The following is a 23,473-nucleotide window of genomic DNA, read 5'->3' as shown; positions in this document are numbered from 1 at the left end:
CAGCCTTAGCCTTTGCATCTCATCTTCTTTTTAAGCCAAAACTAGCGTTTGCTTTTTTTCAGAATCCAGCTTGCCAAATCGTCAATCAGCTTCTGCGAGACAAGGCCCGGAATCCAGTATTCCTGGACAGTACCTGCGCCTGGACCGTCGTATTCCGTAAGGAAGTGATTCATGTTCGGATACAGCTTGAAGGTCGCATTGGATTTGCCCTTGAACAGCTCCTGCCAGCGGACATAATCCTTATCCGCGTAGACTTGGAAGTCGTTCTCTCCTTGCAGCACCAAGACCGGCTTCGTTAGTTGCGCCGCATACTGACCGGCGCTGTGGCTGTCCATTTCCTTATAGTAAATGGCAGGGTATTGGAAGATGGTTGTATTGGCCGCCTCCTCATCCGACAGCTTGGAAAGCGTCTTGGCCCTGGCATATTCGGCCTTTACCCAGGCTTCCGTAGCTGCACGCGCAGGGTCTTTGGAATCCATTGCGTTTACCACCTCGGTCCATTGATCATACAAAATTTCCCACAATGGTCTTGGCGAACCCGCAATCAGAACAAGGCCAGCAAAATCGCCGCCTTGGGCGTCAATCCGCGGTCCGAGTAATCCGCCAAGACTGTGGCCTGCCATATACACGTTGTCCGGATCAATGCGCTTGTCGCTTTTCAGCAGCCTCGCAGCCAGTATGGCGTCATCGACGGTTTCTTCCTTGACGGTAATATAGGCTGCATCTCCAGGGATCGATTTGCTGCCATATACATAAGTCCGCTTGTCGTAACGCAGGACAGCGATACCCTGCCCGGCCAATCCATAGGCAAGATCACGGAAGGTCTTGAATCCGAATGCTGTTTCATCACGGTCATTTGGCCCGGATCCATGAACAAGCACAATAGCCGGCACAGGGCTTGTTGCCCCCTTTGGCAGGGTCAACGTGCCGCCAAGCTCGTACGCAGTGCCTTTGCCTATCGTCAATTCCTCCTCGACGACCGTATGCGGCTTTTCCACGTCAATCGTAACCGGCTGGATTACCAGTCCAATAAGCTGACCGGTACTGTTCATCGGCAGAATCAGCCTAATGCTTGTTTTCTCAAATTTGAGACGGGCTTCCGTCAGCATAATATGCTCATCGATCTTCTCTTGGAATATATGACTCACTTCGATATAGCGGCCGATTATTCCGGCAGCTTGCTTCCACGCTTCAACCAGTTTGTCTGCGGGGAGCGCCTGTTTGAGATTATCGTCAAAATAACGCTCAATGAGCTTTTGGAACTCGCCTGCCTGGAGCAGCGCAGTGACATCCTTGACGATCTCCTCCGGCTGGGCAATTGGAGCCGTAATGGAGACCGTATGCGTTCCTTTGTCATACTTTGTGGTCAATCCAAGCACGTTCTCGAAAAATGATATCGGTACATATACCCGGTTTTTCACCGATATTGCCGCAGGACTGAAAGCCACCACAGCCCCGCCAACTTTGGCCTCTTTGGCTCCTGTCTTGAAGGAGACGTTAAGCCCCGACTTGGCCAGTACGATGCGCTCTGTTTTCTTATCTGAGGTAATTCCAATTTGGAGATATTGTGCAATCGTGCGAAGCGGCAACATCAGGCTGCCTTTTCTTTCAAGAGGCGCTGCGTCGGAGAATTGAACCTGAGTGCCGTTAACCTTTACGATGACCTTTGTCGTGGAACCTGCTGCGAATGCAGGCACAGATGTCAGCAACAACATCAGCGCCATAACTGAAGCAACGTACTTTTTCATCGATTTCTTCCTCCTCTGGAAATTTGCCGAACAGTCCTACATACGGACGTTTCCCTGCCCCGTTGCATCCTTAAGGAAATCTTAAGATAGTAAGGACGTAGAACCTACCTTGCAAAACTGCTAATCTCTTTTAAAAATTCTCTTTGCATAAACCGATATACTTTACCAGCTCGGCTATTCCTTTTAGTTGCACCACCAGTTTTTGGTCCAGCCGTTCAAGCGCATACTGGAACGACCGGTCTACCTCCGTAAAACGATGGAATTCCAATTCACTTAGCAGGTCTTTCAAATTCTCAATATAGTAGATCGTCTTTCTTAAACTGCTGATTACCAGTATCTTGCGCAGCTCCGGCAACGTAAAAATCCGATAGCCGTTTTGCGCGTCCCGTTCGGAGGCAATCAGCCCCTCCTTTTCCCAATGGCGGATGGCAGAAGCGTTGACCCCGGCAATTTCAGCTGCTTGGCCAATCGTCATCGTCGAGTTTAATTTCACATTCCGGTAATAGCCGAAATCCGCACTCCGAATCATACCCATTATTTCCTCTGCACGGTGCTTCTCTTCTTGCGTCAGGCACAACTGCGAATTCACCAGCCAGAGCGCATCCGTAATATCGCCTCTATTGATTTTCCTCATGACGTCATAAGCTACTGGGATGTCATAGCCTATTAATAGCGACCGAATCGTGATAAATGCCTGAAGATGTGCGTGGTTATATATTCTGTGATGTCCGGCCGTTCTCGGCACATCTGGAATTAATCCCTGCTCCTCGTATCTCCTTAGCGTTGTGGTACTTACATTCAGCTGCTCGGCAATTTGTGCAGGTGTGTACACGTTCTGCATGCTCACACTTCCCCAATCTTAAAGTCAAACCCTCAAGTGCTACGTTAATTTTAAAACTTCATATCTATAGCGCTGCCGCTGTTTCTTTCCGAAAAACCGGAATATTGCATTCATGTTATATGCTAGTAGTATATCAGGTTGGGAGTGATCAGATTGAACAAAATTATAACTTTAAATGACGGCTCAAAATTAGAGGCGGGCCTTACCGGAAACCCTGCTAATAAGGTCATTATGCTGCCAATAGCCAAAAAACCGGTATTTGGTGAAGAAGCAGAAACGCTCAAAATGTGGGGTGTCGATCCGGAGCTCGGACGGCATTTTGTCGAAGGACTCTCCGACATCTTTCAGGTTTTGCATTTTGATTATGAGGGCCATCTGTTTGCCAATCCCCAGCCCGATCTGCTCACACCCGGGCACCTTGCACATGATTTTTTGCGCATCGCAGATGAGATGCAGGTGAATACGTTTAGTTATTATGGCTACTCGTGGCTGGCACTTGCGGGTTTGCAACTGGCCATCCGGACAAAGCGGCTGGACAGTTTGATTATGGGCGGGTTCCCGCCTTATGAGGGCCCGTATCAGGAAATGTTGACCGTCACCGCCAAGACGTATGAGCAGGCAATGCAGCATCAGCAGACTTCTGCCTCTGATGACAATTCCCACTATGAAGCGCATCGTAGTCCTGACGAATTCGATTGGGATAACGCCAAGATCTCGATAGACCCGAATCAAACGAAGCAATTTTACACCATGTATCAGAACCTAATGGACTTTGACGATACGAAAGTTCAAGATAGACTGCTTTTTCCCAAACTCGCATTCGCCGGAGAACAAGACAGCATTGTGTATGGCCGGAACTTTGGGGATGTTACAGTCGATATTATCGGGCGCTTGGAAAAAAACGAGGGTCTATTGAAGCAATTCGGGTGGGATGTCCATATCATGCGCGGCGACAACATGGACCATACAAAGGCCATGCAGCCCCAAGCTGTACTTCCCTTGATCAAGCCCTGGTTAATTAAGAACTTGTTGAAATAAAGGACTTGCAACAATATCCTGCCTCAATCCCGCCTAACAATTGGATAATTTTGATTCCCTTAGGTTACGCTAAAACCACCACCTTCCCAAGTTCGACAGCAGTCGTATTTTGGCACTTGACAGAAGGGTCTCTTTTAAAATATAGTAAACCCATCGGAATTAACATTGACTGACTAATCAGTTAGGTGGGGAGAGTGATGGAACCTGTCTGCTACATCAGAACAAGATCAGGACCGCCGTCAGCAATTGATGAACGCGGCGCTCGACTTATTTGCCCGCAAGGGATATCACGGCACGAAGATTTCGGATGTCGTTAAGGCCGCAGGCGTGTCGCAAGGCACATTCTACTGGCACTTTCAGAGCAAGGAACAGCTCACGCTGGATTTAATTGAAGAAGGCAAGGACAAGCTGATCCAGGTCATTCAGCAAGGTTACCGCAAGCATGCAGGCACATTGGACGACATGGTGAATTCATCTGCACGGCTGCTTACGGACTTGTTCGCTTTTGCCGACCAGAACCGGAACTTAATGGCTCTGCTGCTCATGAAAGGCCAGGGCGCTGATCAACCGGTCCGCGAGGCCGTTTCTCAAACCTGGATCACCTTTGAAGAGGCGTTCAAAAGCAACATCGAGCGGGCAACGGAGCTGGACATGCTGCCAAGAACAGAAGATCTTGCGCTGCGGGCCAACATTCTAGTCTGCCTCATCTCAGGCGTGCTGTCCAAGTGGCTGTTCGGGCCGATGCACGACGTGGATTATCAATCACCCTACTCGCCTGCGGCGATAGCCGAAGAAACCGCCAAATTCGAATTCCGGGGCTTGCTCGGATAGTTTTATACAACATTTTGCTTTAGACCCAAGGAGGGCAACTGAAATGTCTATCAACCTGAGCAAATTATTCAAATCTGTTACGGTGTTAAGTATTCTGGCAATCGCACTTGCGGCATGCGGCAGCAAGCCGGCCCCGGACACGAATCCCGGACAGGCGCCATCCGGAACGAATACCACTGCCAATGATCTGGAGAAAATCAAGAAAGCGGGCAAAATCAAAATCGGGCTCATGGGCACCTATGCACCCTACAACTTCCTGAACGACAAGCACGAGGTGGACGGCTTCGATGCGGACGTTTCCAAGGCGGTAGCCAAACATCTGGGCGTTGAAGTCGAATTCATCACCGGTGAATTTTCCGGTCTGATCGAGGGACTGCAAAAGAATAAATATGATGCCCTTATCAGCCAGGTTACAATTACCGACGATCGCAAAAAAACGATGGACTTCTCGGAGCCGTATATTAAAAATGCCGTGAATGTCATCGTCAAGAGCGACAACACGACGATCCAGAAAATCGAAGACTTCAAAGGCAAAAAGATCGGTGTCGGACTTGGCACGAACGATGAGAAATACCTGCGCGACGTCGCTATGCCAAAAGTCGGCACATTCGAAATCGCCACCTACAACGATGTCATCACATCGCTGAAGGATCTGGATGTAGGCCGTATCGATGCGACCGTGAACAACGTATTCGCCATCAAGCCGCTGATTGAGAAGAACCAATTCAAGATCAAAGCCGTCGGAGAGCCGATCAAAGAGGATTTCGCAGGCGTCGCCGTCCGCAAGAACAATCCGGAGCTGGTCGAGGCAATCAATAAAGCGCTGGACGAAATGAAGTCGGACGGCACATTCAAAGAGATTTTCCAAAAATGGTTTGGCGTAGAACCGAACATCTAAGCCAGCGTTAAACCGGGAGGATGCATGACATGGAACTGGTTTTTCAGAACTTCGAATTTCTGCTGACGGGCGCCTACTATACCTTGCTGATCACAGTTGTATCCATGTTCTTCGGATTGATTATCGGCATGATCGTCGCCATCGCCCGTCTCAAGGGAAATTGGCTCATAAGCAATCTGGCCAAAGTTTACGTGTCCATCATTCGTGGAACCCCGATTCTGGTACAGATTTTCATTATCTATTTCGGATTACCCGACTTCGGAATTACACTCGGGCCGCTCACAGCGGCCTTTATTGCACTTAGTGTCAACATCGGCGCCTACTTGTCCGAGACGTTCCGCGGCGCGATACTTTCTGTTCCCAAGGGACAGACGGAAGCCGCCCAGTCGCTTGGCTTGACGCCTTGGCAGACGATGCGGCAGGTGGTGCTGCCGCAAGCGGCCCGTGTAGCCATTCCGCCGATGGGCAACACATTTGTCGGCATACTGAAGGAGACCTCGCTCGTGTCCGTCGTAACGGTGACCGAACTGCTGCGCTCCGCACAGCTGCTGATTGCACAGTATTATGTCGCCATGCCGTTTTATATTGCGATTGCTATCATGTATTGGGTCATGAGCACGTTCTTTACTTATATTCTGGGCCGTATCGAAGCCCGGTTGTCAAAAGCTTATTAAGGGTGTGTGAACTGCATGATCGAGGTCAATAATCTTGGCAAAAGCTTCGGGGATCTGGTTGTGTTCCGCGACATTCATTTACATATTCAATCCCGTGAAATCGTCGTCCTGGTCGGTCCGAGCGGCTCCGGCAAAAGCACCTTGCTGCGCTGCCTGAACGGGCTGGAGGTGCCGGACACAGGCTCGATTCGCATAGGAGATGCGTCATGGGACGCTTCACAGAATGCTGCAAGCAAGAAGCAGGCCATCCAGCAAATCCGCCTGTTAACCGGAATGGTGTTCCAGTCGTTCAACCTGTTCCCGCACATGACCGCTTTGGAGAACGTCACAATGGCCCCAATGATCGTCAAGAAGATGAGTCAGACACAGGCCGCTGAGCTTGGAGAATCCCTGCTCGCCAAGGTAGGGCTGTCGCAGAAGAAGAACGAGTATCCCTCCCGGCTGTCCGGGGGCCAGCAGCAGCGGGTTGCGATTGCAAGGGCACTTGCCATGCAGCCGGAGCTGATGTTGTTCGATGAGCCGACGTCGGCACTCGACCCCGAATTGACAGGCGAGGTGCTGGCAGTCATGAAGCAGCTAGCTGCGGAAGGTACGACCATGGTTGTCGTGACCCATGAGATGAAGTTTGCGCGGGAAGCCGCGAATCGGGTAATCTTTATGAGTGACGGCAAGATTCAGGAAGAAGGAACGCCGGAACAATTTTTCGACCAGACGAAGACTGAACGGGCACGCCGGTTTTTGAGACAAATTGAAGGCGATGCAGCAACAGAGTAACAATGAAGATTGAAGGGGTGGAAATGGTGCTACTCAACAAAGCAGAGCATTTGAGGGACGTCACGGAGCGCGCACGCGCGATCATGGAGAAGGAGAAAGTCGAAGCGATTGTGGCGTCAGGCTGCGAGAATTTCTACTATCTGTCCGGCCACCCCAGCACGTTTATGTACACGCTGCGCATGAGCGAGGTCGCGCTGGCGGTCATGTTCCGGGACCCGTCCCGGCGTACGGTCATCATTATGAATGAGTTTGAAGCTGCAGGTGTACCGGAGGATTTGCCCGGGTGCGAGCTGCGCACATACCCGACCTGGGTCGATGTCGATGATCCGCTCGGATTGCGTGGAAACCGGTATGAGGGGCGCCGGCCTGTGAACCATCAGGTGCAGGAGATGTTCGGACTGCTTGGGGAGGTATTGAACGAGTATGGCATAAGCAGCGGTACGGTCGCTGCGGAGCTGAATGCCATGCGTTACCCCGCTGTAGAGGCTTTGCGCGAAGCCGTTCCTGGTCTTCAATTGACGGAGGCAGGTCCGGTTCTGACTGAGCTGCGCGCGCTCAAGACACCTTGGGAAATCGCACAGCTTCGCAAGAGCTGTGAATATGCGGAGATCGGCATTACGGAGACGATCAAGAACATCCGGGCGGGCAGCTCGGCTGCCGAGATTGCTGATACTTTCCGGCTCGCTCTGCTCACCCATGCGGACGGCTCGAATTCCCGCTTCCATATGATTTCGGTCGGGTCGCATTTTGCGCCTGCCCATATCTTCGACACGCGTCCCGGCCAGCCGGGTGATCTGGTCAAATTCGATGTGGGCGTTGATGTAGCCGGGTATGGTTCAGACATTGCACGCACCTTTGTGCTTGGTACCCCGTCAGATACGGTGAAGCGCATCTACAGCGCACTCCGGACCGGACACGACCGGCTGCTGGAGCTGATTGAGCCTGGAATGCCGATGAAGCATGCCTTTGACGAGGTGATGCCGGTGATCCGCCGTTCCGGCCTCCCGAATTACAACCGTGGACATCTGGGGCACAGCGCGGGCCTGAGCCTGGCAGCAGAGGAAGCCCCGTTTCTCAGCCCGTCCGAGGAGACGATCTTCCGTCCGGGCATGGTTATCTGTCTGGAGACACCATACTACGGTTACGGCATAGGCTCGATTATGATCGAGGATATGGTGCTCGTTACGGAGAACGGCTGCGAGCGGCTGAATAAGCTTTCGCGGGAATTGATATCGCTGTAAAACAATAACAAGAAAGGGCAAAAGACGTGGTGATGCGTCTTTTGCCCTTTTTCATTACGAACGCTCATCGATCAACCGTTCCAAAAACTCTGCAAACGTCGTAGCATACGTTTCGGTGATATCATTCATAAGATCATGAAGCAAAATCGGAAATTCACCCTGTTCATCTCTTGCGGTCGTGTCAAAATGATAAAGCTCATCACTGTCCGGAGAGAACAACTCCAGTCTGCCCGGATACCGGCTTACCCACCAATCCTCGGCCAAATTCAACCTGTGTATATAGAGAATGTCGCTGTCGTCATAGTCTCTGTGTTCCGGCGAACCGACCGTCAGAATTTCTCCGCCGCTCAGCCGGGCATTTCCGTAATGAACCAGCCACCATCTGTATGAAGGCGCAGCTCCTCCTCCACTTCCGTGATCCAGCTCTCTTCCGCCCCATGGTTAGGAAACCATTTTAAAGCCGAGGTCGTCTTCAGTTTTTCTTCTAAACGCTCATACATTGATTTTACCCCTCCCTGCACCTTTATACCTCCGAAACTCTATCTATATATTGTCTCACATTCAAAAGGGCAGTTCCAATAGGGCTGCCCGGTGCGTCAATTTTCCTAATTTGTAAAACAAAAAGAAACCTTTCCCCGGCAAAATGGAGGGACCGCCCAGCCAGTTGCCAGAAGGAGAGGTTTCTTTGTTAACCCGGATCGAATCCGGTTCATCAGCCTTCAAAAACTACAAGAAGATGCAGCATTTGCTTCGCCTCAAGACCGAACTCAATCGTGTCGTTATGAATACAAGATATTTCCGTTTGTATTTCCTCCAGAACATTCGTCTTGTATGCGGCTTTAATGCGTCTTTCCGGAAAATGAAGCCGGACATCCACATGCTCATCTGTACAATTGCCCAGACGCAGTATAATTCCTGCCTCTTCCTCGGCCGGCTTGACATCAAAGACCTGAACCCCGTTGCCGGTGATCTGTATAAACTGTCCGGCCTCCTCCTTCTTGCAGTCAATAACAGGGACAGTGACAACTGGCGATACAGCCTCAACAGCAGCTTGCATTGTAATCACAGGGTCAAATTGAGAAAAAGTAGTCAGCGTATAAGTGAAAGAAGCAAATCCGGGTTGACGCGCCCGGAAATTGGTATCCCAATAATTATTCATTGGCCAAGCCAATAGAAGCGGGTTGGAATCCCTTGTGATCCTTTTTTGCTCCTTGCCGAAGTTAAAATTCCCTACCTGAACCAACGGTGCATCCGGACAAACAAGCGTTGCCCCATGAGAGCCGTCATAGACCGAAACACTCTTGTCTACAGTCATATAATCTCTGCACACTCCCGGCAGCTGCCCGGCGTCCAATTCGACGAATTGTCCGGCCGTATCGTAATGGCATCGCCATTGTTTCAAGTTTAACGGAATCGCGAAATAAGTTCCTTCCGGTGTTGTAATGTCCTGTTTGTAATAGGAGGCTTTCATTTCAATATCTGCGCGATGGCTAAAGAATGTAAACCTCTGCTCCAGATCCTCTACACCGGGTGCTTCGAATTGAAGAACCAGTGTGGCCGAATGCGCACTACGCTCGACGTGGCATGACTTTATTCCAGTATGCGTTAGCCTTCTGGCGCTCCAATTATGATTCCATACGCTGATGCTGTTGTTCCCCTTCTCCAAATCCCTTGGAAAAATGGTGCTGCGATGATTACGCTGGCAGGTTGGATCAATCGTCTCCTGCACATATTGGAATAGACTCCAGGGACTGGATACATCCAGCACCTCCCAATCCGCCTTCTTATCGTACAGACTCAAAATTCTTCCTGTTGAAGGGTCGAAGGAGCACTTATGAAAGGGGGTTTCTATGCTCCCTGCATCTACGGTAATATCTTGGGCGCGTGATAAAGCTTCTGTCATGGATTGAACTTGGCGGAAACCGGCAGGAGACACATCATCAAGACCGTAAATGGCGCCCTGCCCGATGGTTATATCCTCTGACATCGCTGCCTCTTGCAGCCTGTTCAATGGAATCTTCCGCCAACTGAACGGGGGCAGTTCAATAATTCCATAGCTTGTTGCTGAATGGTCCGTTTCCGTATTCATCAGTATCTGACGGCTTCGATCGGCACTAAGATGTCTGCCTCGCGCAGTAAAACTTGAAGGAATACGAATATCATGTGTTACAGGAACTGAAGATGAATTCAGTACCAGAATTCCTTCGGGCTCGTCCGATTGCAGCGGATTACTTGCTATTTTCTCCATCTGTACGCCCAGCAAATAACCGGTCAAGCTGTTTGCCAAATAGGCATAGTGTGCTTTATGCATCCACTGGATTTCCACATTCAAATGGTCCGGCTCGGTGACGGAATTGAAAGTCCCCCATGTGTGTTCATCATATAAATGAATTTGTTCCCAGGCTTGCTTCTCAATTTGAACATAGGACGGGTCATACTCTCTCTGAAAAGCATTTAAGAGCTCCGCTGTCTTCATTCCTTGCTTCGTACGGCGGTTCAGCTTGGTCTCCTTAGCCGAGCTGCCCGAACCAAAATTCCAATAATCCGTCCAATCACCCGAATGAACAGGCAAGTTCTCCTCATGCTTTTTGACCCTCGCATATAATTGCTCCGGCGTTACAAACGATATCTTCTGTTCCCGGTTTTCCCCGTTCCATCTCTTGATTACCCCGGCCAACTCCCGGTCAGGAGGACCATTGTCATAAAGCGGCAAGTTCGTTGCGGTCAGGTATACAAAATCAAAGGGATAGTCCGGGTTCGCGTCGATTTTCTCCAAATACCGGGCAAGTCCCTCGGCCATTATATTCGTATCCAGGGCATTCACATTACAGATTTGGCTGAAAAGTGAATAATGCTCGCCATTGAAAGTCAGCAGCTTTCTCCGATCCGGCGTTTCCCAATGAAAGGCCATCGGCCTCGTCAATGGAATTCCCCCAAAATGAACATTGATGCCCATAATGAAAAATTCCACGCCTGCATCCAACATAAGTTGGCTATAAGGCCAGGGCTGCCCATTCACATCATGATGGATGGCTGTCTTGATCTCATAGCCTAAGCGGCTGCGTATCTCCTTGACCGGCTGGAGCATTCGTGCAAGCTGCTCAGCTGTCACAAGCGGGGTCGAATGCAAGAACGAAGCAGTAATGCTCATTTGTCCGTTCTGCAAGAACTGGCGAAATTTCTGTATCTGCTGCCCGCTTGCTGTGTCCAGCCAGCGAAGTACCGGATAACTGGCTTCACACGTCCAGCGGAATTTATTTTCCTCCGCCCAATCTTCGGTCAATTCGCACATCTCCAACGCCTGATCAATATATTTCTTATGCATCTCAATCAGCACAGGCTGGGAATGTGTATAGCCAACATCCAAGTGACTATGATGGAGAATCAGTATTTCTTTAATTTTAGACACGAGCACTCACCCTATTTCCCTGAATTATTAATCAATCACTGATGTATTGTTGTCTTCTTAAGCCGATATGCGGACTCGTTCATAGCGCTATTTCTTAACCCTGTCCTGATATCTTTTCAGAGCATCGTCATAGATCTGAAGGACTTTATCAATATCGCCCATCTTTTTAATTTTGTCTTGGAACTCTGCCCAGTTGTCGAAGCTCTCTTTACCATTAATAAATTTGTTTTGCATTTCGGCTACGAACGTGTTAACCGGTGACATAACCGCAGTTATTTGTTCCCGTTCATCATCGGTAAACTCCAGGAAAGGTTCGTTCACCATAGGAGGTGTATATTCATTCGGAAAAGGCATATCCGCGAATGCAGTTTCCCACGGTTTTTCAACGATATTGCCATTTACAAATCCAAGGTCGTTCTGGGCAAAATCGACGAATGCCATGGTATCAATCGCCATTTGTAATCCAGGGCGGTACGAGCTGCTTGCTCTCATGCCGTATTTGTCCCCTTCTTCCCAAGCGTTGGCTGCCGTTTTAATCGAATCAACAAAAGTAGGTTTGCCGTCGGCATTTCTTGTAAAGGTCGTTCCCTCTATACCCCATGTCACCATTTCGATGATTTCCGGTTTGTATTGCAAATCCATCAACTCGATTAGATTTTTCGCATTCTTTGCCTTCGAGTTGACGACCATCACGGCATTCTGGTCCACACCTACAGTGCTGAAATCATTGATACTCTGCCAGGCTTTCCCGTATTTCGGGTTGTCCGGAAACAGCGAGATGACAAATTTCTCTCCCCCTGTTGCCGAACGGTTCCATTCTGCTGCAAAGTTAAACCAGCTTTGCAACAATATAAAATTCGTGCCGTTCACGATTTTCTTCTTGACTGCATCATCCTTATCCGAGAACACTTCCGGGTCCAGCAATTTCTCAGCATACAGTTTGTTGGCAAACTGCAGAGCTTCCTTATGCGACTCTTCCATCGGGCCATATACATATGTCTCGCCGTTCCAGTAAATTTTGGCTCCTCCGTTATGATGGGCAAGGAAGAGCGGATCAAACGAACTCCATAGTGTATTGACCGGGAACGATTGAGGATACCGTTCCTTCAGCTTTTTGGCAGCCTCGTACAGCTCGTCTATCGTATTTGGAATCTGAATCCCATTCTGCTCCATAATATCGTACCGGTAAGTTGCCGGAGTATATACTCCCATGCCCTTGTCTTTGGCTTGTCTTGGCAAGTTGATATTCCATAATCCATAAAATTCACCGTCGGATCTAATTGCTTTGGTTTCGCCGTTTGTCGCCTGGCTAACCAAATTCATGTAATTAGGCAGGAGATCTTTATATGGACTAAGATCCATAAACATGCCCTCTGCTTCATAACGATTAAACAGGTCTTTATCCATGATTAATAACAGATCCGTAAAATTGCCGCTTGCGAGCAAAAGCTTCGACTTATCGCTGTATTCGCTTATAGGGATATAATTAAATTTAATATCAAGCTTTTTGCCCGTCAGGGACTCCATTTGGGCTACCCATTCTTTTTGCACCATGGAATCCTCGATTTTCTTGCCGAATGAAGGCAACGTAACGGAGAAACTTAGGGTGTCGCCTGAATCGCTCATATTTGCCTCAGAATTTGTGTCAGAGCTGCAACCCGCCAGGATTGTTCCCGACACCAACAATATCGCAAGCATAAATGAAAAGAACCGATTATGTTGTCTCATATTTACCTCTCCATTATCAAATTTCATCTTTGATTGCCCCTTCTATGCTTATTGCAGGGACTCCCCTTTAGTCACTATCCATATGTGAAATGCCTTTAAACTAACCTTTAACTGCCCCTATCATGACGCCTTTTACAAAATATTTTTGGAGAAACGGATAGATTAACATGATTGGAAACATTACAATGACCACAATTGCCATTTGAATATTTTTCGGATCCATCTTCATTTGCGAAAGCATCGCTTGCATGGCTGCCGAGCCGGAACCGGCTTCAAAGGACAGCGTAAATAGATATTTTCTGAGGATTAATTGCAGCGGATATTTGCTCTCGTCATTGAGATAGACCAGTGCCTCAAACCATCCGTTCCAACTCCCGACAATCCCAAACAACGCAAAAGTCGCCAATAACGGTTTTGAAAGCGGCAAAAAAATTCTAAACAGAATTTGAACGTCGTTGGCGCCGTCAATAACAGCGGATTCACGCAAGTCGGTCGGTATAGATTGATAAAACGACCGGAACAACAATACATTGAAGGCGGAAATACATCCCGGGATAATCATGACCCAGTATGTATCAAGCAGGTTAAGGCTGCGCATAAGCAAATACGATGGAATCATGCCGCCACTAAAGAACATCGTGATGACCAGGAAAATCGCAAAAAACTTTTTCGCAACAAAGTCATTAATGGTTAACGGATACGCCATGAGCGAAGTAAAGGCCAACATACAAAATGTCGATCCTGCCGCATAGATGATCGAGTGCAGATACCCCGAATATAAAAACGGGTCTTTAAATATGTAACTATACCCGTTGATATTAAATCCTTTTGGAAAAATCGTAATATCGCCCCGAAGGATATGTTCGGAACTGCTTAAAGATATCGCGATTACGTTTAAGAACGGATAAAGCATAACGACACACAAAAGCAGCATCATACATGTATTTACAAGGTCAAATATTCTTGAACCGATACCCTCTTTGCCAACCATCCCGCAATTCCCCCTACCAAAGACTGGTGTCTGAAACTTTTCGGCTTATCATATTGGCCGCAACAAGCAATATAAAAGCAACTACTGATTGGAAGAGTCCAATTGCCGTCGTATATTCAAACCTTGCTCCTATAATGCCTTCACGGTATAGAAACGTACCGATTACATCGGCGACTTCGTACGTGTCCGGACTGTACAATAACAGCACCTTTTGAAAGTCCGTACCCAATATGCCGCTTACAGAAAAAATCAGTAATATAATTGTCGTCGATTTAATATGAGGCCAATTGATATGCAGCACTTTTCTCCAACGGCTTGCTCCATCAATATTAGCAGCATCATATAAGGCAGGATTAATACTGCTTAATGCAGCCAAGTACAGGATGGTTCCAAATCCGATTCCCTGCCATATATTTGAACTGATAAATATAGTCCTGAACCAGCTTGGTTCCGAGAGAAAAACGATAGGATCGACACCAAAAAACGAGGCAATCTTGTTAAATAGTCCCTCCCTCTCAGTAAATGTCCTAATAATTCCTATGATGATCACAGTGGATATAAAGTGAGGCAAATAGGAAATCGTCTGAACCAACTTTTTGAAAACAGAGTTTTTGATTTCGTTAAACAGCAAAGCCAGTATAATCGGAGCGGGAAACCCCCATAACAGGGAATAGATCCCCAGCAACAGCGTGTTCTTAAGAACCCTCAGCGCTGTCGGGTCATTAAAAAACATAATAAAGTATTTAAGACCCACCCAATTGCTTTCCCATATCCCTCGTGCCGCACTGTATTTTTTGAATGCAATTTGTATGCCGTACATCGGAAAATAACTGAACACCAACACAATCAGAAAGCCTGGCAATACCATTAAAAATAAGTATCGCTGATTCCATGATTTACCCAAAAAATTACGCAGATTTGCCACCCGCTCCACTCCCCACTAGAACATAAACGATTACCATTCACTAAAGAAAGCGCTTTAAACCCGATTCGGTAAGACAGATGGTATAATAAACAAATTTCTGTGTCAATAAAAAGTTTATTTGTGTCACTTAAACAATAATGTTTAATACAGAAGTTGATGCAGATTTGAATGCAATAAAAATGACTCACAACCTTTGATGTGGTCGTGAGTCATTTTTACTTCGAGAACGTGGGGAAGATTAGAAAAACGAACTGTAGAGTTGTTAGGAGACCGGTACGATATGCAGCTCGACTCCACTATTTTCAATAACCGTTTGATCGGCAGCTTGTATGCCCGAATCGGTAACGAGGATGTCAATATCAGACAAATTCGCTACCATCGTGAAATAACTGCTGCCCATTTTGGAAGAGTCGAGGATCATAACCACTTTTTTGGCCGCCTGAATCATCGCTTTCTTCACCTGGGTATCCAACAGATTAGGGTCGGTAAAACCATATTCCGGGGTGAAGCCCAATGCAGAGATAAACAGCGTATCGGCATTGTAGCTCGCAAAAAATTGCTCTGCCAGCGGGCCAACGAAAGTACCCGACACTTCGCGCAGCATGCCGCCACAGCAAATCATGGACCGCCTTTCCGTCACCAGCGGCCGGAACAGGTTCAACGTATCCAGTCCGTTGGTTAGCAGGTTCAATTCGGAATAGTCGTCCAAAAATTCTGCCATACGGGACACGGTTGTTCCGTTCTCCAGAATCAGCACATCCCCTTCCCGCACGAACATTTTCGCAGAATACGCAGCCAGCCGTTCTTTTACATCGCGATTGCGCGCCTGCTTGGAGGCCGAATCGGGCTCTCCGGGCACCGGCGATGCACCGAGATAGACCGCGCCTCCATGCGATCGCTGCACGTGGTCTTCTTGTTCCAGTGCGATCAGGTCGCGTCTGACCGTCATTTCCGATACGCCGAAATGGTCGCTCAATTCTTTCATAGTCGCGGCGCCATGTTGCGATAAATAGTTTAAAATCGCCTGTTTTCTTTGCAAAGGGAGCATAACCGCACCTCAATTTTTTCACTCATTTTAACACAAATGATCATCGCCGACAAAATAGCCTTTCATGGTGGTAAGCAGATTTTGTTGTAAGGAGACCTTTTGAGAGACGTTAATTTCTTAAGATCAGTTTATTTTTAACGTTAATGGGTGTTTATTTGTGAAATATTATGTTATATTGTGTTAAAACATGATAAGGAGTTTGTTAGTTATATGCGCAAGTTATACAACAAGCATCCGTATACACGGATTAAAAACAAGGAGAACGAGGCGTGGGCAGGTTATGAGGCGATCGCTTCTGTAATTCAAGCGGCCGTGGCGAATAAAAACCAACGAAAGACCATTATCGTAGTCGAATGTTATCCGGGAGTGAGGCAGGAAGAAATCATCTCGGGTCTGGTCGCATCGCTCGCTCCGGCCTTGGTGGTTCGCTCGGAAGACGCGGCAATGGAACCTTCTGAAGTGGATCGTATCGTAGAACGCTACATGACCGATGACAGGGTATTCGGATACATGGCACCGTTTAGAATCGACGAATTCTATGATTCGGACAAGATAGACGGGGTCCGCCGCCTGTTGGACACTGCCAAAGACGGGATAACGATTGTAATCGGATTCGGTGCGTCGCTGATCACCAATGGTGACATTATCGTCTATGCCGACTTGGCCCGCTGGGAAATCCAACAACGCTATCGGGCGAAAGAGATTGGCAACTGGCGAATGAACCGGATTGAGAACGATATTCTGCGTCTGTATAAACGCGGCTTTTTCTTCGAGTGGCGGATGGCGGACCGGTTGAAAAAGTCATTGCTGGGCCGAATCGACTTTTATTTGGACACGAATGTGAAAGATGAGCCGAAGATGGTCACACGGCAAGCACTGTTCGCCGGCTTTGCCCAAACTGCGAGCCAACCGTTCCGGCTTGTACCCTATTTCGATCCCGGCGTATGGGGCGGAACATGGCTGGAAGCCAATATCGAACTGCCGAAAAAGGAACAGCCTTATGCCTGGGGCTTCGATGGGGTTCCGGAAGAGAACAGCCTCTATTTTCAGTACGGGGATGTCAGATTGGAGCTGCCTGCTCTCAATCTCGTCTTTTTCGAATCGGTCAAGCTGCTCGGCGATAGAGTCTATTCCCGATTCGGCGCGGAATTTCCGATCCGCTTCGATTTTCTGGATACGGTCGGCGGACAAAACCTTAGCCTGCAAGTCCATCCCACAACCGAATATATTCGCGAGTTTTTCGGCATGACGTACACGCAAGACGAAAGCTATTATATTCTCGACGCAGAACCGGGAGCAGTCGTGTATTTGGGTTTAAAGGATGGCGTTGAGCCGGAAGCAATGGTGGCCGATTTGCACAAAGCACAAGAGGGAGACTTCACGTTCCCGGCCGAAAAGTACGTCAACGTGTATCCTGCCGCCAAGCATGATCATTTCCTCATTCCTGCCGGAACGGTTCATTGCTCGGCAACAGGCTGCATGGTGCTGGAGATTAGTGCGACCCCTTATATTTTCACCTTTAAGCTGTGGGATTGGGATCGGCTTGGGCTGGACGGAAAACCCCGACCGATTCATGTGGAACATGGAAGCAAAGTCATTCAATGGGACCGTAAGACGGATTGGACAACCTCGGAATGCGTAAACCGTGTAACAACCGTTGCGGAAGGAGAAGATTGGAAGCAAGAGCGTACGGGAATGCATGCGCTTCAATTCATTGAAACCCATCGTTTCTGGTTCTCGGCCCCGGTCATGCATGAGGGCAACGGCAGCGTTCAAATGTTGAATTTGGTTGAAGGCGAAGAGGCCACAATCGAAAGCCCAACCGGATCATTCGAACAGTTCGTTGTGCGATTCGCGGAAACGTTCATCATCCCGGCTTCTGTGGAAGCCTATACCATAAGGCCCAGCGGCCCTAGTGAGGGCAAAACGGTCGGAATCATCAAAGCTTATGTCAGACCTTAAGGAGAGCGGATGAAATGGATCGGAAGATCATACTCGCTTTTGATGTCGGAGGGACGCAAATTAAGGCGGCAGCGGTCATCGGCGGATCAATTGTCGATGAGACGGTCGCACAATACGAGTCACGGGCAGAACAGAGCGCAGAAGACATTATCACTCACTTCGCAGGAATTGCCGCCGATATCGTCAAGAAGATAAGCGGAGAACCTTTGCCAATAGGCGGGCTGGGTCTAGCATTCCCCGGTCCATTTGATTACGCAAACGGCATTAGCCGGATTAAGGGCCTTGGCAAGTTCGAGTCTTTATTTGGACTCCCTGTAGGCAAGTTATTGTTGGAAGCCATCCAATCTAATAGTGAACTGGGGGCCCGGCTTCTTCCTTCATTCGACATCAAATTCGAAAATGACGCCGCTTTGTTCGGGCTCGGGGAAGCCCGCTATGGCGAGGCCCGCTTCTGTGAAAGGGCCGTATGCCTGACAATCGGCACCGGACTCGGTTCCTGCTTCCTGGAAAATGGCAGATTGGTCAAGAATCACGATCTTATTCCGGATCAAGGTTGGCTATATAACGTTCCTTATCAGGGCAAGCTTGCGGACGATTGGATTTCCAAGAGAGGGATTCTGCAATTGGGCGCGGAAATGGGGATCAAACAGGAAGGGCATGATGTCCGCGATTTTGCAAGGATGGCCCAAGCCGGTGATCGCGCGTCAACGGAGCTGTTCGAGGTATTCGGCAGGCGAATGGCCGACATTCTGGCTCCCCCACTCCGTGCTTATGCGCCTGACCGCATTGTGATCGGTGGTCAAATATCCAAGAGCGGAAGCTTATTCGTGCCGTTTTTTGCGGAGGGATTGATAGAGGCGGGTATTCAATCCGACATTAGGTTAAGCAATAACACGCTCTACAGCACATTAAAAGGCATCTATGATATCCTGGTCTTTTAATCTCCTATATTAGCAGGTTCTTAGCGTAATCCTTCAAAGCTGCCATCAGACCTGCAGCATATGCTGTCTAAGCAGCAAAGGAGGACGGCACAGAGGCCGTTCTCCTTTGTATTTAAGTAACACGGTCATGATGAAGCCGCTTGGCCTTGGTAACGCATATGAAAAATCTCCCTGCCCTACTCTATTGTTCCTTGCGTCACCCCATGAACATACGTGAACCACGGGGTATCCAGTGCTCCTTGCCCCGGATTATAGGTGAAGAAATACTCCAGAGTATCGCCGTGCTGCAGATTATTTACAGGGTGGGTGTAGTTGCCGTTCCCTGCTGCATTCATGGCTACGTTCTGCTGCGGACCATTATTCAGCTTATAATGTACATCCGCAAAAGTCGCGCCATTGACGTAGAACTGTATGTTATTGCCTGTTTTCTTCAAGCCGCGCACCGCATCGCCGATGGTGATCACGGTGGATGCCTGCGGCACAACTGTAATGGTGCTGCTTGCGACTTTATTGCCGTCTGCTGTTGTAGCTGTCACTGTCGCCGTGCCCGGAGCCAGCCCCGTCACCTTGCCGGCCTGATTGACAGAAGCAACACCGGAACCGGACACTGCCCAGTTAACCTGCTTATTCGTTGCATTTGAAGGGGCAACAGTAGCGCTTAACTGCACATCCTTGCCAACTTCCACCTGTGCAGCACCCTGATTCAACGTCACACCAGTAACGGGCACATTAGAAGGATTATTATTGCCGCCTTCTTTATATACCCGCACGTAATCCACTTGCATCGTTGCAGGGATATCTGAAGGGTCCGGGGACAGCCCGCCGTCAAAGTACCCGCCGACAGCCAGATTCATAATGAGGTAGAACGGCTGGTCAAATGGCGCATTCGGATTATTCGGTGCTGCTACGGAGTACCATTGGTCTCTGGAGATTTTGAAGAAGAACTCGCCATTCACATACCATTTGAAATTATCTTCCTCCCAGACCATGCTGTAAACATGATAGTCATTGGCAAAGGTATCCCCTTCAGGGAAGTGGTAGTCGCCCGCGATAAACCGGTTCACAGGCCACTGCCCGCCAAAATGGATCGCACCGCTGGTCATGCCGGGCAAGCGTCCTTTTGCTTCCATAATGTCAATCTCGCCCGAGGCTGCCCATGCGCCATATACAGAATCTGTCGGGAGCATCCAGAAGGCCGGCCAAATGCCATTGCCTGTAGGCAGCTTGGCACGAATGTCGACTCTGCCGTACTGGAAGCTGAAATGATCCTTGGTATTAATTTTACCGGAGGAATAGAGCGCATAGCGGCTCGGGTCCTGCGGGAATGACTTAGGATCGTTCAAGACCCGGATATTCAGCTTTCCGTCCTCCAGAAAAGTATTTTGTGCACTGTCTGTATAGTGTGCCAGCTCCGCATTCCCCCAGCCCCAGCTGTTTGGATCGTCATTGATGTAGTAACCTGTCTCATAGCTCCATTTGCTTGTATCGAGCTGAGTCCCGTTAAATTCATCCTGCCAAATGAGCGTCATGCCCTCAATCGCCGGGTCGGTTGGTGTTCCGATGGCAATATCGTCATGATCGCTTACGTCCGGACGCGGCGCATCTGGATTTCCGATCAGGGTATAGTTGACGAAGTTGTTGCCGACACTGCCGCCCGCCTGGCCATTTAACGGATAACCGATACGAATCTGCATATCTTCCTGAATTGGCTGGAACCACAGGCCATAGATATAGTCGGCCCAATAGCCCCACTGATTGGCATCCGACATGTGATTATAGCCATTAGCGGCGTAGGAGAATCCGCTCCGGCTGGAGTCGGCCATATCTACCCACTGACCGTTAATGTTGATCTGATAGACGAATCTTCCAAGCTCTGTGCCGATCGGCGCGCCTCCATCGATCTTCGGCAGCGGGATGCCGATGACGCCCTTTGCATCTGCTGTATACGTCGTTCCATCATAAGGGGTAAGCGTGTATGAGTTTCGGACAGGGGTGTTAAAGGTGATGGTATACACCAGATTGGCTGAAGAGGTACGGGATTCTAATCTTACATTTATAGATTCCGTTACGTTAAACCAGTAGCCCCCGCCTCCTTCGGTGAACTGCCCGAAGTTGACATCATAGATCCAGCCGCTGGCTGCATTATTTTCAATATCGATCCATGTGCTGCTGTTCACAGGCTTTACATACACCTTCAAATCATCAGCTACTGCCGCATAGGGGATGGCCGGATCATTGTTGAAGACCGGATAGGTAAAGCCTGCACCGCCTGTAAAAGCAGCCGTCAGCTGCGGTCCTTGTGTAGGGGTCAACGCTGTAATTGTGGTTTTGTTGATGTTTTGAAACAGAAGCGTGTAGTTCAGCGTAACTCCATTGGCCTTGGAGTACAGTTGAACTTCTGTTGTTGCGGAGAGGATGAACCAGTAGCCGTTCAAGCCGCCATCGGCCCAGTGGCCCCAGTTTTGGTTATAGGTATACCCGGCTGCACTGTCAATGTCGACCCAGTTGCCACCTGCTCTAATCCTGACGCCTACATCATCGGAAACATCATTCCATGTCGCAGCACCTCCATTAAACACAGGCATTACAAATCCGAAGCTGGCTTGCCCGACGCCTGACTCCGAAATGACTGGCCCATCCTGTGCGGAGAAGTAAGCCATCGAGGTTACTGTCGTTCCCGCTGCCTGAGCCTTCGGCGCTGGCAGTAATCCCACGCCTGCCACCATCACGACCGCCAGGATCAAGCTCAATACCCGCTGCCTAAGCCCTGTATTGTGAAATCTCATCATATTGTCCTCCTTTTAATACATTGAATGTTATGGATGTACCTTGCTGGCATTATCGGCTTTTACTGTGAACCAAGCACCCTCCCATTTGCAGATATGCTGGCCTCAAAGCTTATTGTCAGTGCCCCCCGGAACCGGATGTCCCGGGAGCGGTCAGGACCATACCCGCTTATAATCGTTCCTCCCTTGTGATGCCCCGAGCTGATTGCCCCCAACGACGGACCAGCTTTCGCCGTATTTTGCCCGCATCATATGGCTGCGGCTCCCGATGCATGGCTAGCTCATGCAGGGCTGCCGGATCACCTCCTTATGCGGGGTTCACAGGCTTTTCCGGTCTTGCTGGCGGATGAATTCCGCTCTCTGCGGGCTTGCGGCTCCTCTGATGTTTGAAATCATGTATGTATAGCACCTTGTCAAGAAATCGCTTACATGGGAGAACATCTTTATTCTATCCAATCTGTTTAGCCGCTGAAAGGTACATTTGTTTTTGTTATGACCCAATTTTTTGGATTTTGGTTTTATTGGCTGAACCGGTTGCAGGTGACTATGTGTCATGAACAGACACAACAGCGTCGTTTAACGAACTATAAAAAGTTGAATTCGTGTTTTTAGCAAACCTTGGAAAGGATGAGCAAGCTGCTTGTCGAATAAGAAATCAAATGGCAGCCTTGCAACCGGGCATTGCCAATGCGCCCCGCCCGGATTCCCGATACAGAATCATAGCAGACAACCAAGACCCGGCCCAAGATCGATTTCCAAGGCCGGGTCTTGTCATAAACGCCATAAAATTAAAGAAAGAGGGTCGGAGAAAATATGAAACCTAAACATAGATCGCGGGCCCGAATATGGTTGGGATCTTATTATTTTAAATTGAAGCGCTATTTGAAATGGTATTTTGGAAAAGCGAAGTTTGCTAAACAATTCGATTATGTTCTGCAACGCTATTCCGTGTTTAAGCATCAGACGCCCATATTAAGAAAACTAAAAGATGTGGATATGTGGCTGCAGCACAACAAAAAAACAAACTTGACGATTGCTGCTAAAAGAGTTGATGGACTCATTTTAAATCCTGGCGAGACCTTTTCCTACTGGAGGTTGATCGGGAACCCAACCAAAAGGAAAGGGTATGTAGAAGGAATGATCTTATTCTATGGAGGATTCAAACCGGGAATTGGCGGGGGACTCTGTCAATTATCAAATCTGATTTATTGGATTACTTTGCATACCCCGCTTAAGGTTACTGAAAGACATCGGCACAGCTACGATGTTTTCCCGGATGCGAACCGGACACAGCCCTTTGGCAGCGGCGCCACCTGTGCTTACAATTATCTGGATCTACAAATATATAATCCCACGGATCAACCCTATCAATTAATCATCAACATGGACTCTGAGCATTTGACAGGAGAATGGAGAACCGTAAAACCACCGGTAAACACTTATGAAATATATGAGAAGGATCATAAAATTACACAGGAGAGTTGGGGAGGATATTTGAGGTTCAATACAATTTTCAGAAGAATATTAAATCTTGATGGGGATGTACTATCTGATGAATACATAACAGAAAACAAAGCCTTAATGATGTATCAGCCATTTCTGGAAGACGGGACTCGCGGACAAGAAAGTTGAGGACAA

Annotated in this window: 19 protein-coding genes; 9 read left to right on the top strand and 10 right to left on the bottom strand. The window is 48.6% G+C overall.

Translation table 11 applies throughout. From position 1 onward, the window contains the following. Positions 1 to 41 precede the first annotated feature (41 nt). The gene (locus H583_RS35795) at positions 42 to 1,748 is read right to left on the bottom strand and encodes an alpha/beta fold hydrolase (protein ID WP_051237239.1); all 1,707 of its coding nucleotides are present in this window, start codon (positions 1,746 to 1,748) and stop codon (positions 42 to 44) included. Positions 1,749 to 1,878: 130 nt separating this feature from the next. Continuing rightward, positions 1,879 to 2,589, bottom strand: coding sequence for a MerR family DNA-binding transcriptional regulator (locus H583_RS0129910; RefSeq protein ID WP_028563695.1), 711 nt, complete (start codon positions 2,587 to 2,589; stop codon positions 1,879 to 1,881). Between the two features lie 153 nt (positions 2,590 to 2,742). Between H583_RS0129910 and H583_RS0129905 the strand changes: the two genes are divergently transcribed. From H583_RS0129905 to H583_RS0129880, 6 genes are all read left to right on the top strand, one after another. Then, positions 2,743 to 3,627: an alpha/beta fold hydrolase gene (locus tag H583_RS0129905; RefSeq protein WP_028563694.1), complete on the top strand. Its 885-nt coding sequence runs from the start codon at positions 2,743 to 2,745 to the stop codon at positions 3,625 to 3,627. Between the two features lie 249 nt (positions 3,628 to 3,876). Beyond that, positions 3,877 to 4,458: a TetR/AcrR family transcriptional regulator gene (locus tag H583_RS0129900; RefSeq protein ID WP_028563693.1), complete on the top strand. Its 582-nt coding sequence runs from the start codon at positions 3,877 to 3,879 to the stop codon at positions 4,456 to 4,458. 43 nt (positions 4,459 to 4,501) lie between these two features. Further along, a complete protein-coding gene (locus H583_RS0129895; protein WP_028563692.1) occupies positions 4,502 to 5,356 on the top strand; it encodes a transporter substrate-binding domain-containing protein in 855 nt (284 codons plus the stop codon). Between the two features lie 29 nt (positions 5,357 to 5,385). Continuing rightward, positions 5,386 to 6,030 carry an amino acid ABC transporter permease gene (locus H583_RS0129890; protein WP_028563691.1) on the top strand — a complete coding sequence of 215 codons (645 nt, stop codon included), beginning with the start codon at positions 5,386 to 5,388 and terminating at the stop codon, positions 6,028 to 6,030. A 15-nt stretch (positions 6,031 to 6,045) separates the two neighbouring features. Further along, positions 6,046 to 6,804 carry an amino acid ABC transporter ATP-binding protein gene (locus H583_RS0129885; RefSeq protein WP_028563690.1) on the top strand — a complete coding sequence of 253 codons (759 nt, stop codon included), beginning with the start codon at positions 6,046 to 6,048 and terminating at the stop codon, positions 6,802 to 6,804. Positions 6,805 to 6,827: 23 nt separating this feature from the next. Continuing rightward, positions 6,828 to 8,045, top strand: a complete 1,218-nt coding sequence (locus H583_RS0129880; RefSeq protein ID WP_036711580.1) for a M24 family metallopeptidase — start codon at positions 6,828 to 6,830, stop codon at positions 8,043 to 8,045. A 54-nt stretch (positions 8,046 to 8,099) separates the two neighbouring features. Here H583_RS0129880 and H583_RS37770 read toward each other — a convergent pair whose 3' ends face one another. From H583_RS37770 to H583_RS34810, 7 genes are all read right to left on the bottom strand, one after another. Next, positions 8,100 to 8,378, bottom strand: coding sequence for an SMI1/KNR4 family protein (locus H583_RS37770; RefSeq protein ID WP_483823579.1), 279 nt, complete (start codon positions 8,376 to 8,378; stop codon positions 8,100 to 8,102). Between the two features lie 14 nt (positions 8,379 to 8,392). Then, positions 8,393 to 8,545, bottom strand: a complete 153-nt coding sequence (locus tag H583_RS37765; RefSeq protein ID WP_169456528.1) for a hypothetical protein — start codon at positions 8,543 to 8,545, stop codon at positions 8,393 to 8,395. A 212-nt stretch (positions 8,546 to 8,757) separates the two neighbouring features. Continuing rightward, on the bottom strand, positions 8,758 to 11,454 hold the full coding sequence (locus H583_RS0129870) for a glycoside hydrolase family 38 N-terminal domain-containing protein (protein WP_028563688.1): 2,697 nt from the start codon (positions 11,452 to 11,454) through the stop codon (positions 8,758 to 8,760). A gap of 87 nt (positions 11,455 to 11,541) precedes the next feature. After that, entirely contained in the window at positions 11,542 to 13,182 is a 1,641-nt protein-coding gene (locus H583_RS0129865) for an extracellular solute-binding protein (protein ID WP_028563687.1), read from the bottom strand. 100 nt (positions 13,183 to 13,282) lie between these two features. Next, positions 13,283 to 14,173, bottom strand: coding sequence for a carbohydrate ABC transporter permease (locus H583_RS0129860; RefSeq protein WP_028563686.1), 891 nt, complete (start codon positions 14,171 to 14,173; stop codon positions 13,283 to 13,285). A 13-nt stretch (positions 14,174 to 14,186) separates the two neighbouring features. Beyond that, positions 14,187 to 15,041 (bottom strand): ABC transporter permease, encoded by an 855-nt coding sequence (locus H583_RS0129855; RefSeq protein WP_051237249.1) that lies wholly within the window; start codon positions 15,039 to 15,041, stop codon positions 14,187 to 14,189. A gap of 319 nt (positions 15,042 to 15,360) precedes the next feature. After that, positions 15,361 to 16,146: a DeoR/GlpR family DNA-binding transcription regulator gene (locus H583_RS34810; protein ID WP_051237237.1), complete on the bottom strand. Its 786-nt coding sequence runs from the start codon at positions 16,144 to 16,146 to the stop codon at positions 15,361 to 15,363. Positions 16,147 to 16,356: 210 nt separating this feature from the next. On the opposite strand from H583_RS34810, the gene H583_RS0129845 reads away from it, so the two are divergent. Together H583_RS0129845 and H583_RS34805 are read left to right on the top strand one after the other, a co-directional pair. Then, complete coding sequence (locus H583_RS0129845) at positions 16,357 to 18,108, top strand: class I mannose-6-phosphate isomerase (RefSeq protein ID WP_028563684.1); 1,752 nt, start codon at positions 16,357 to 16,359, stop codon at positions 18,106 to 18,108. A gap of 14 nt (positions 18,109 to 18,122) precedes the next feature. Next, positions 18,123 to 19,049 (top strand): ROK family protein, encoded by a 927-nt coding sequence (locus tag H583_RS34805; RefSeq protein WP_051237235.1) that lies wholly within the window; start codon positions 18,123 to 18,125, stop codon positions 19,047 to 19,049. 176 nt (positions 19,050 to 19,225) lie between these two features. Here H583_RS34805 and H583_RS0129835 read toward each other — a convergent pair whose 3' ends face one another. Further along, on the bottom strand, positions 19,226 to 21,838 hold the full coding sequence (locus H583_RS0129835) for a family 16 glycosylhydrolase (protein WP_028563683.1): 2,613 nt from the start codon (positions 21,836 to 21,838) through the stop codon (positions 19,226 to 19,228). Between the two features lie 810 nt (positions 21,839 to 22,648). On the opposite strand from H583_RS0129835, the gene H583_RS0129825 reads away from it, so the two are divergent. Continuing rightward, positions 22,649 to 23,467 carry a VanW family protein gene (locus H583_RS0129825; protein ID WP_028563682.1) on the top strand — a complete coding sequence of 273 codons (819 nt, stop codon included), beginning with the start codon at positions 22,649 to 22,651 and terminating at the stop codon, positions 23,465 to 23,467. The last annotated feature ends 6 nt before the right edge of the window (positions 23,468 to 23,473 follow it).

The organism is Paenibacillus pinihumi DSM 23905 = JCM 16419 (assembly GCF_000422505.1).
GTDB classification, from domain to species: domain Bacteria; phylum Bacillota; class Bacilli; order Paenibacillales; family Paenibacillaceae; genus Paenibacillus_D; species Paenibacillus_D pinihumi.
This window is presented reverse-complemented; position numbering and strand designations above follow the sequence as displayed.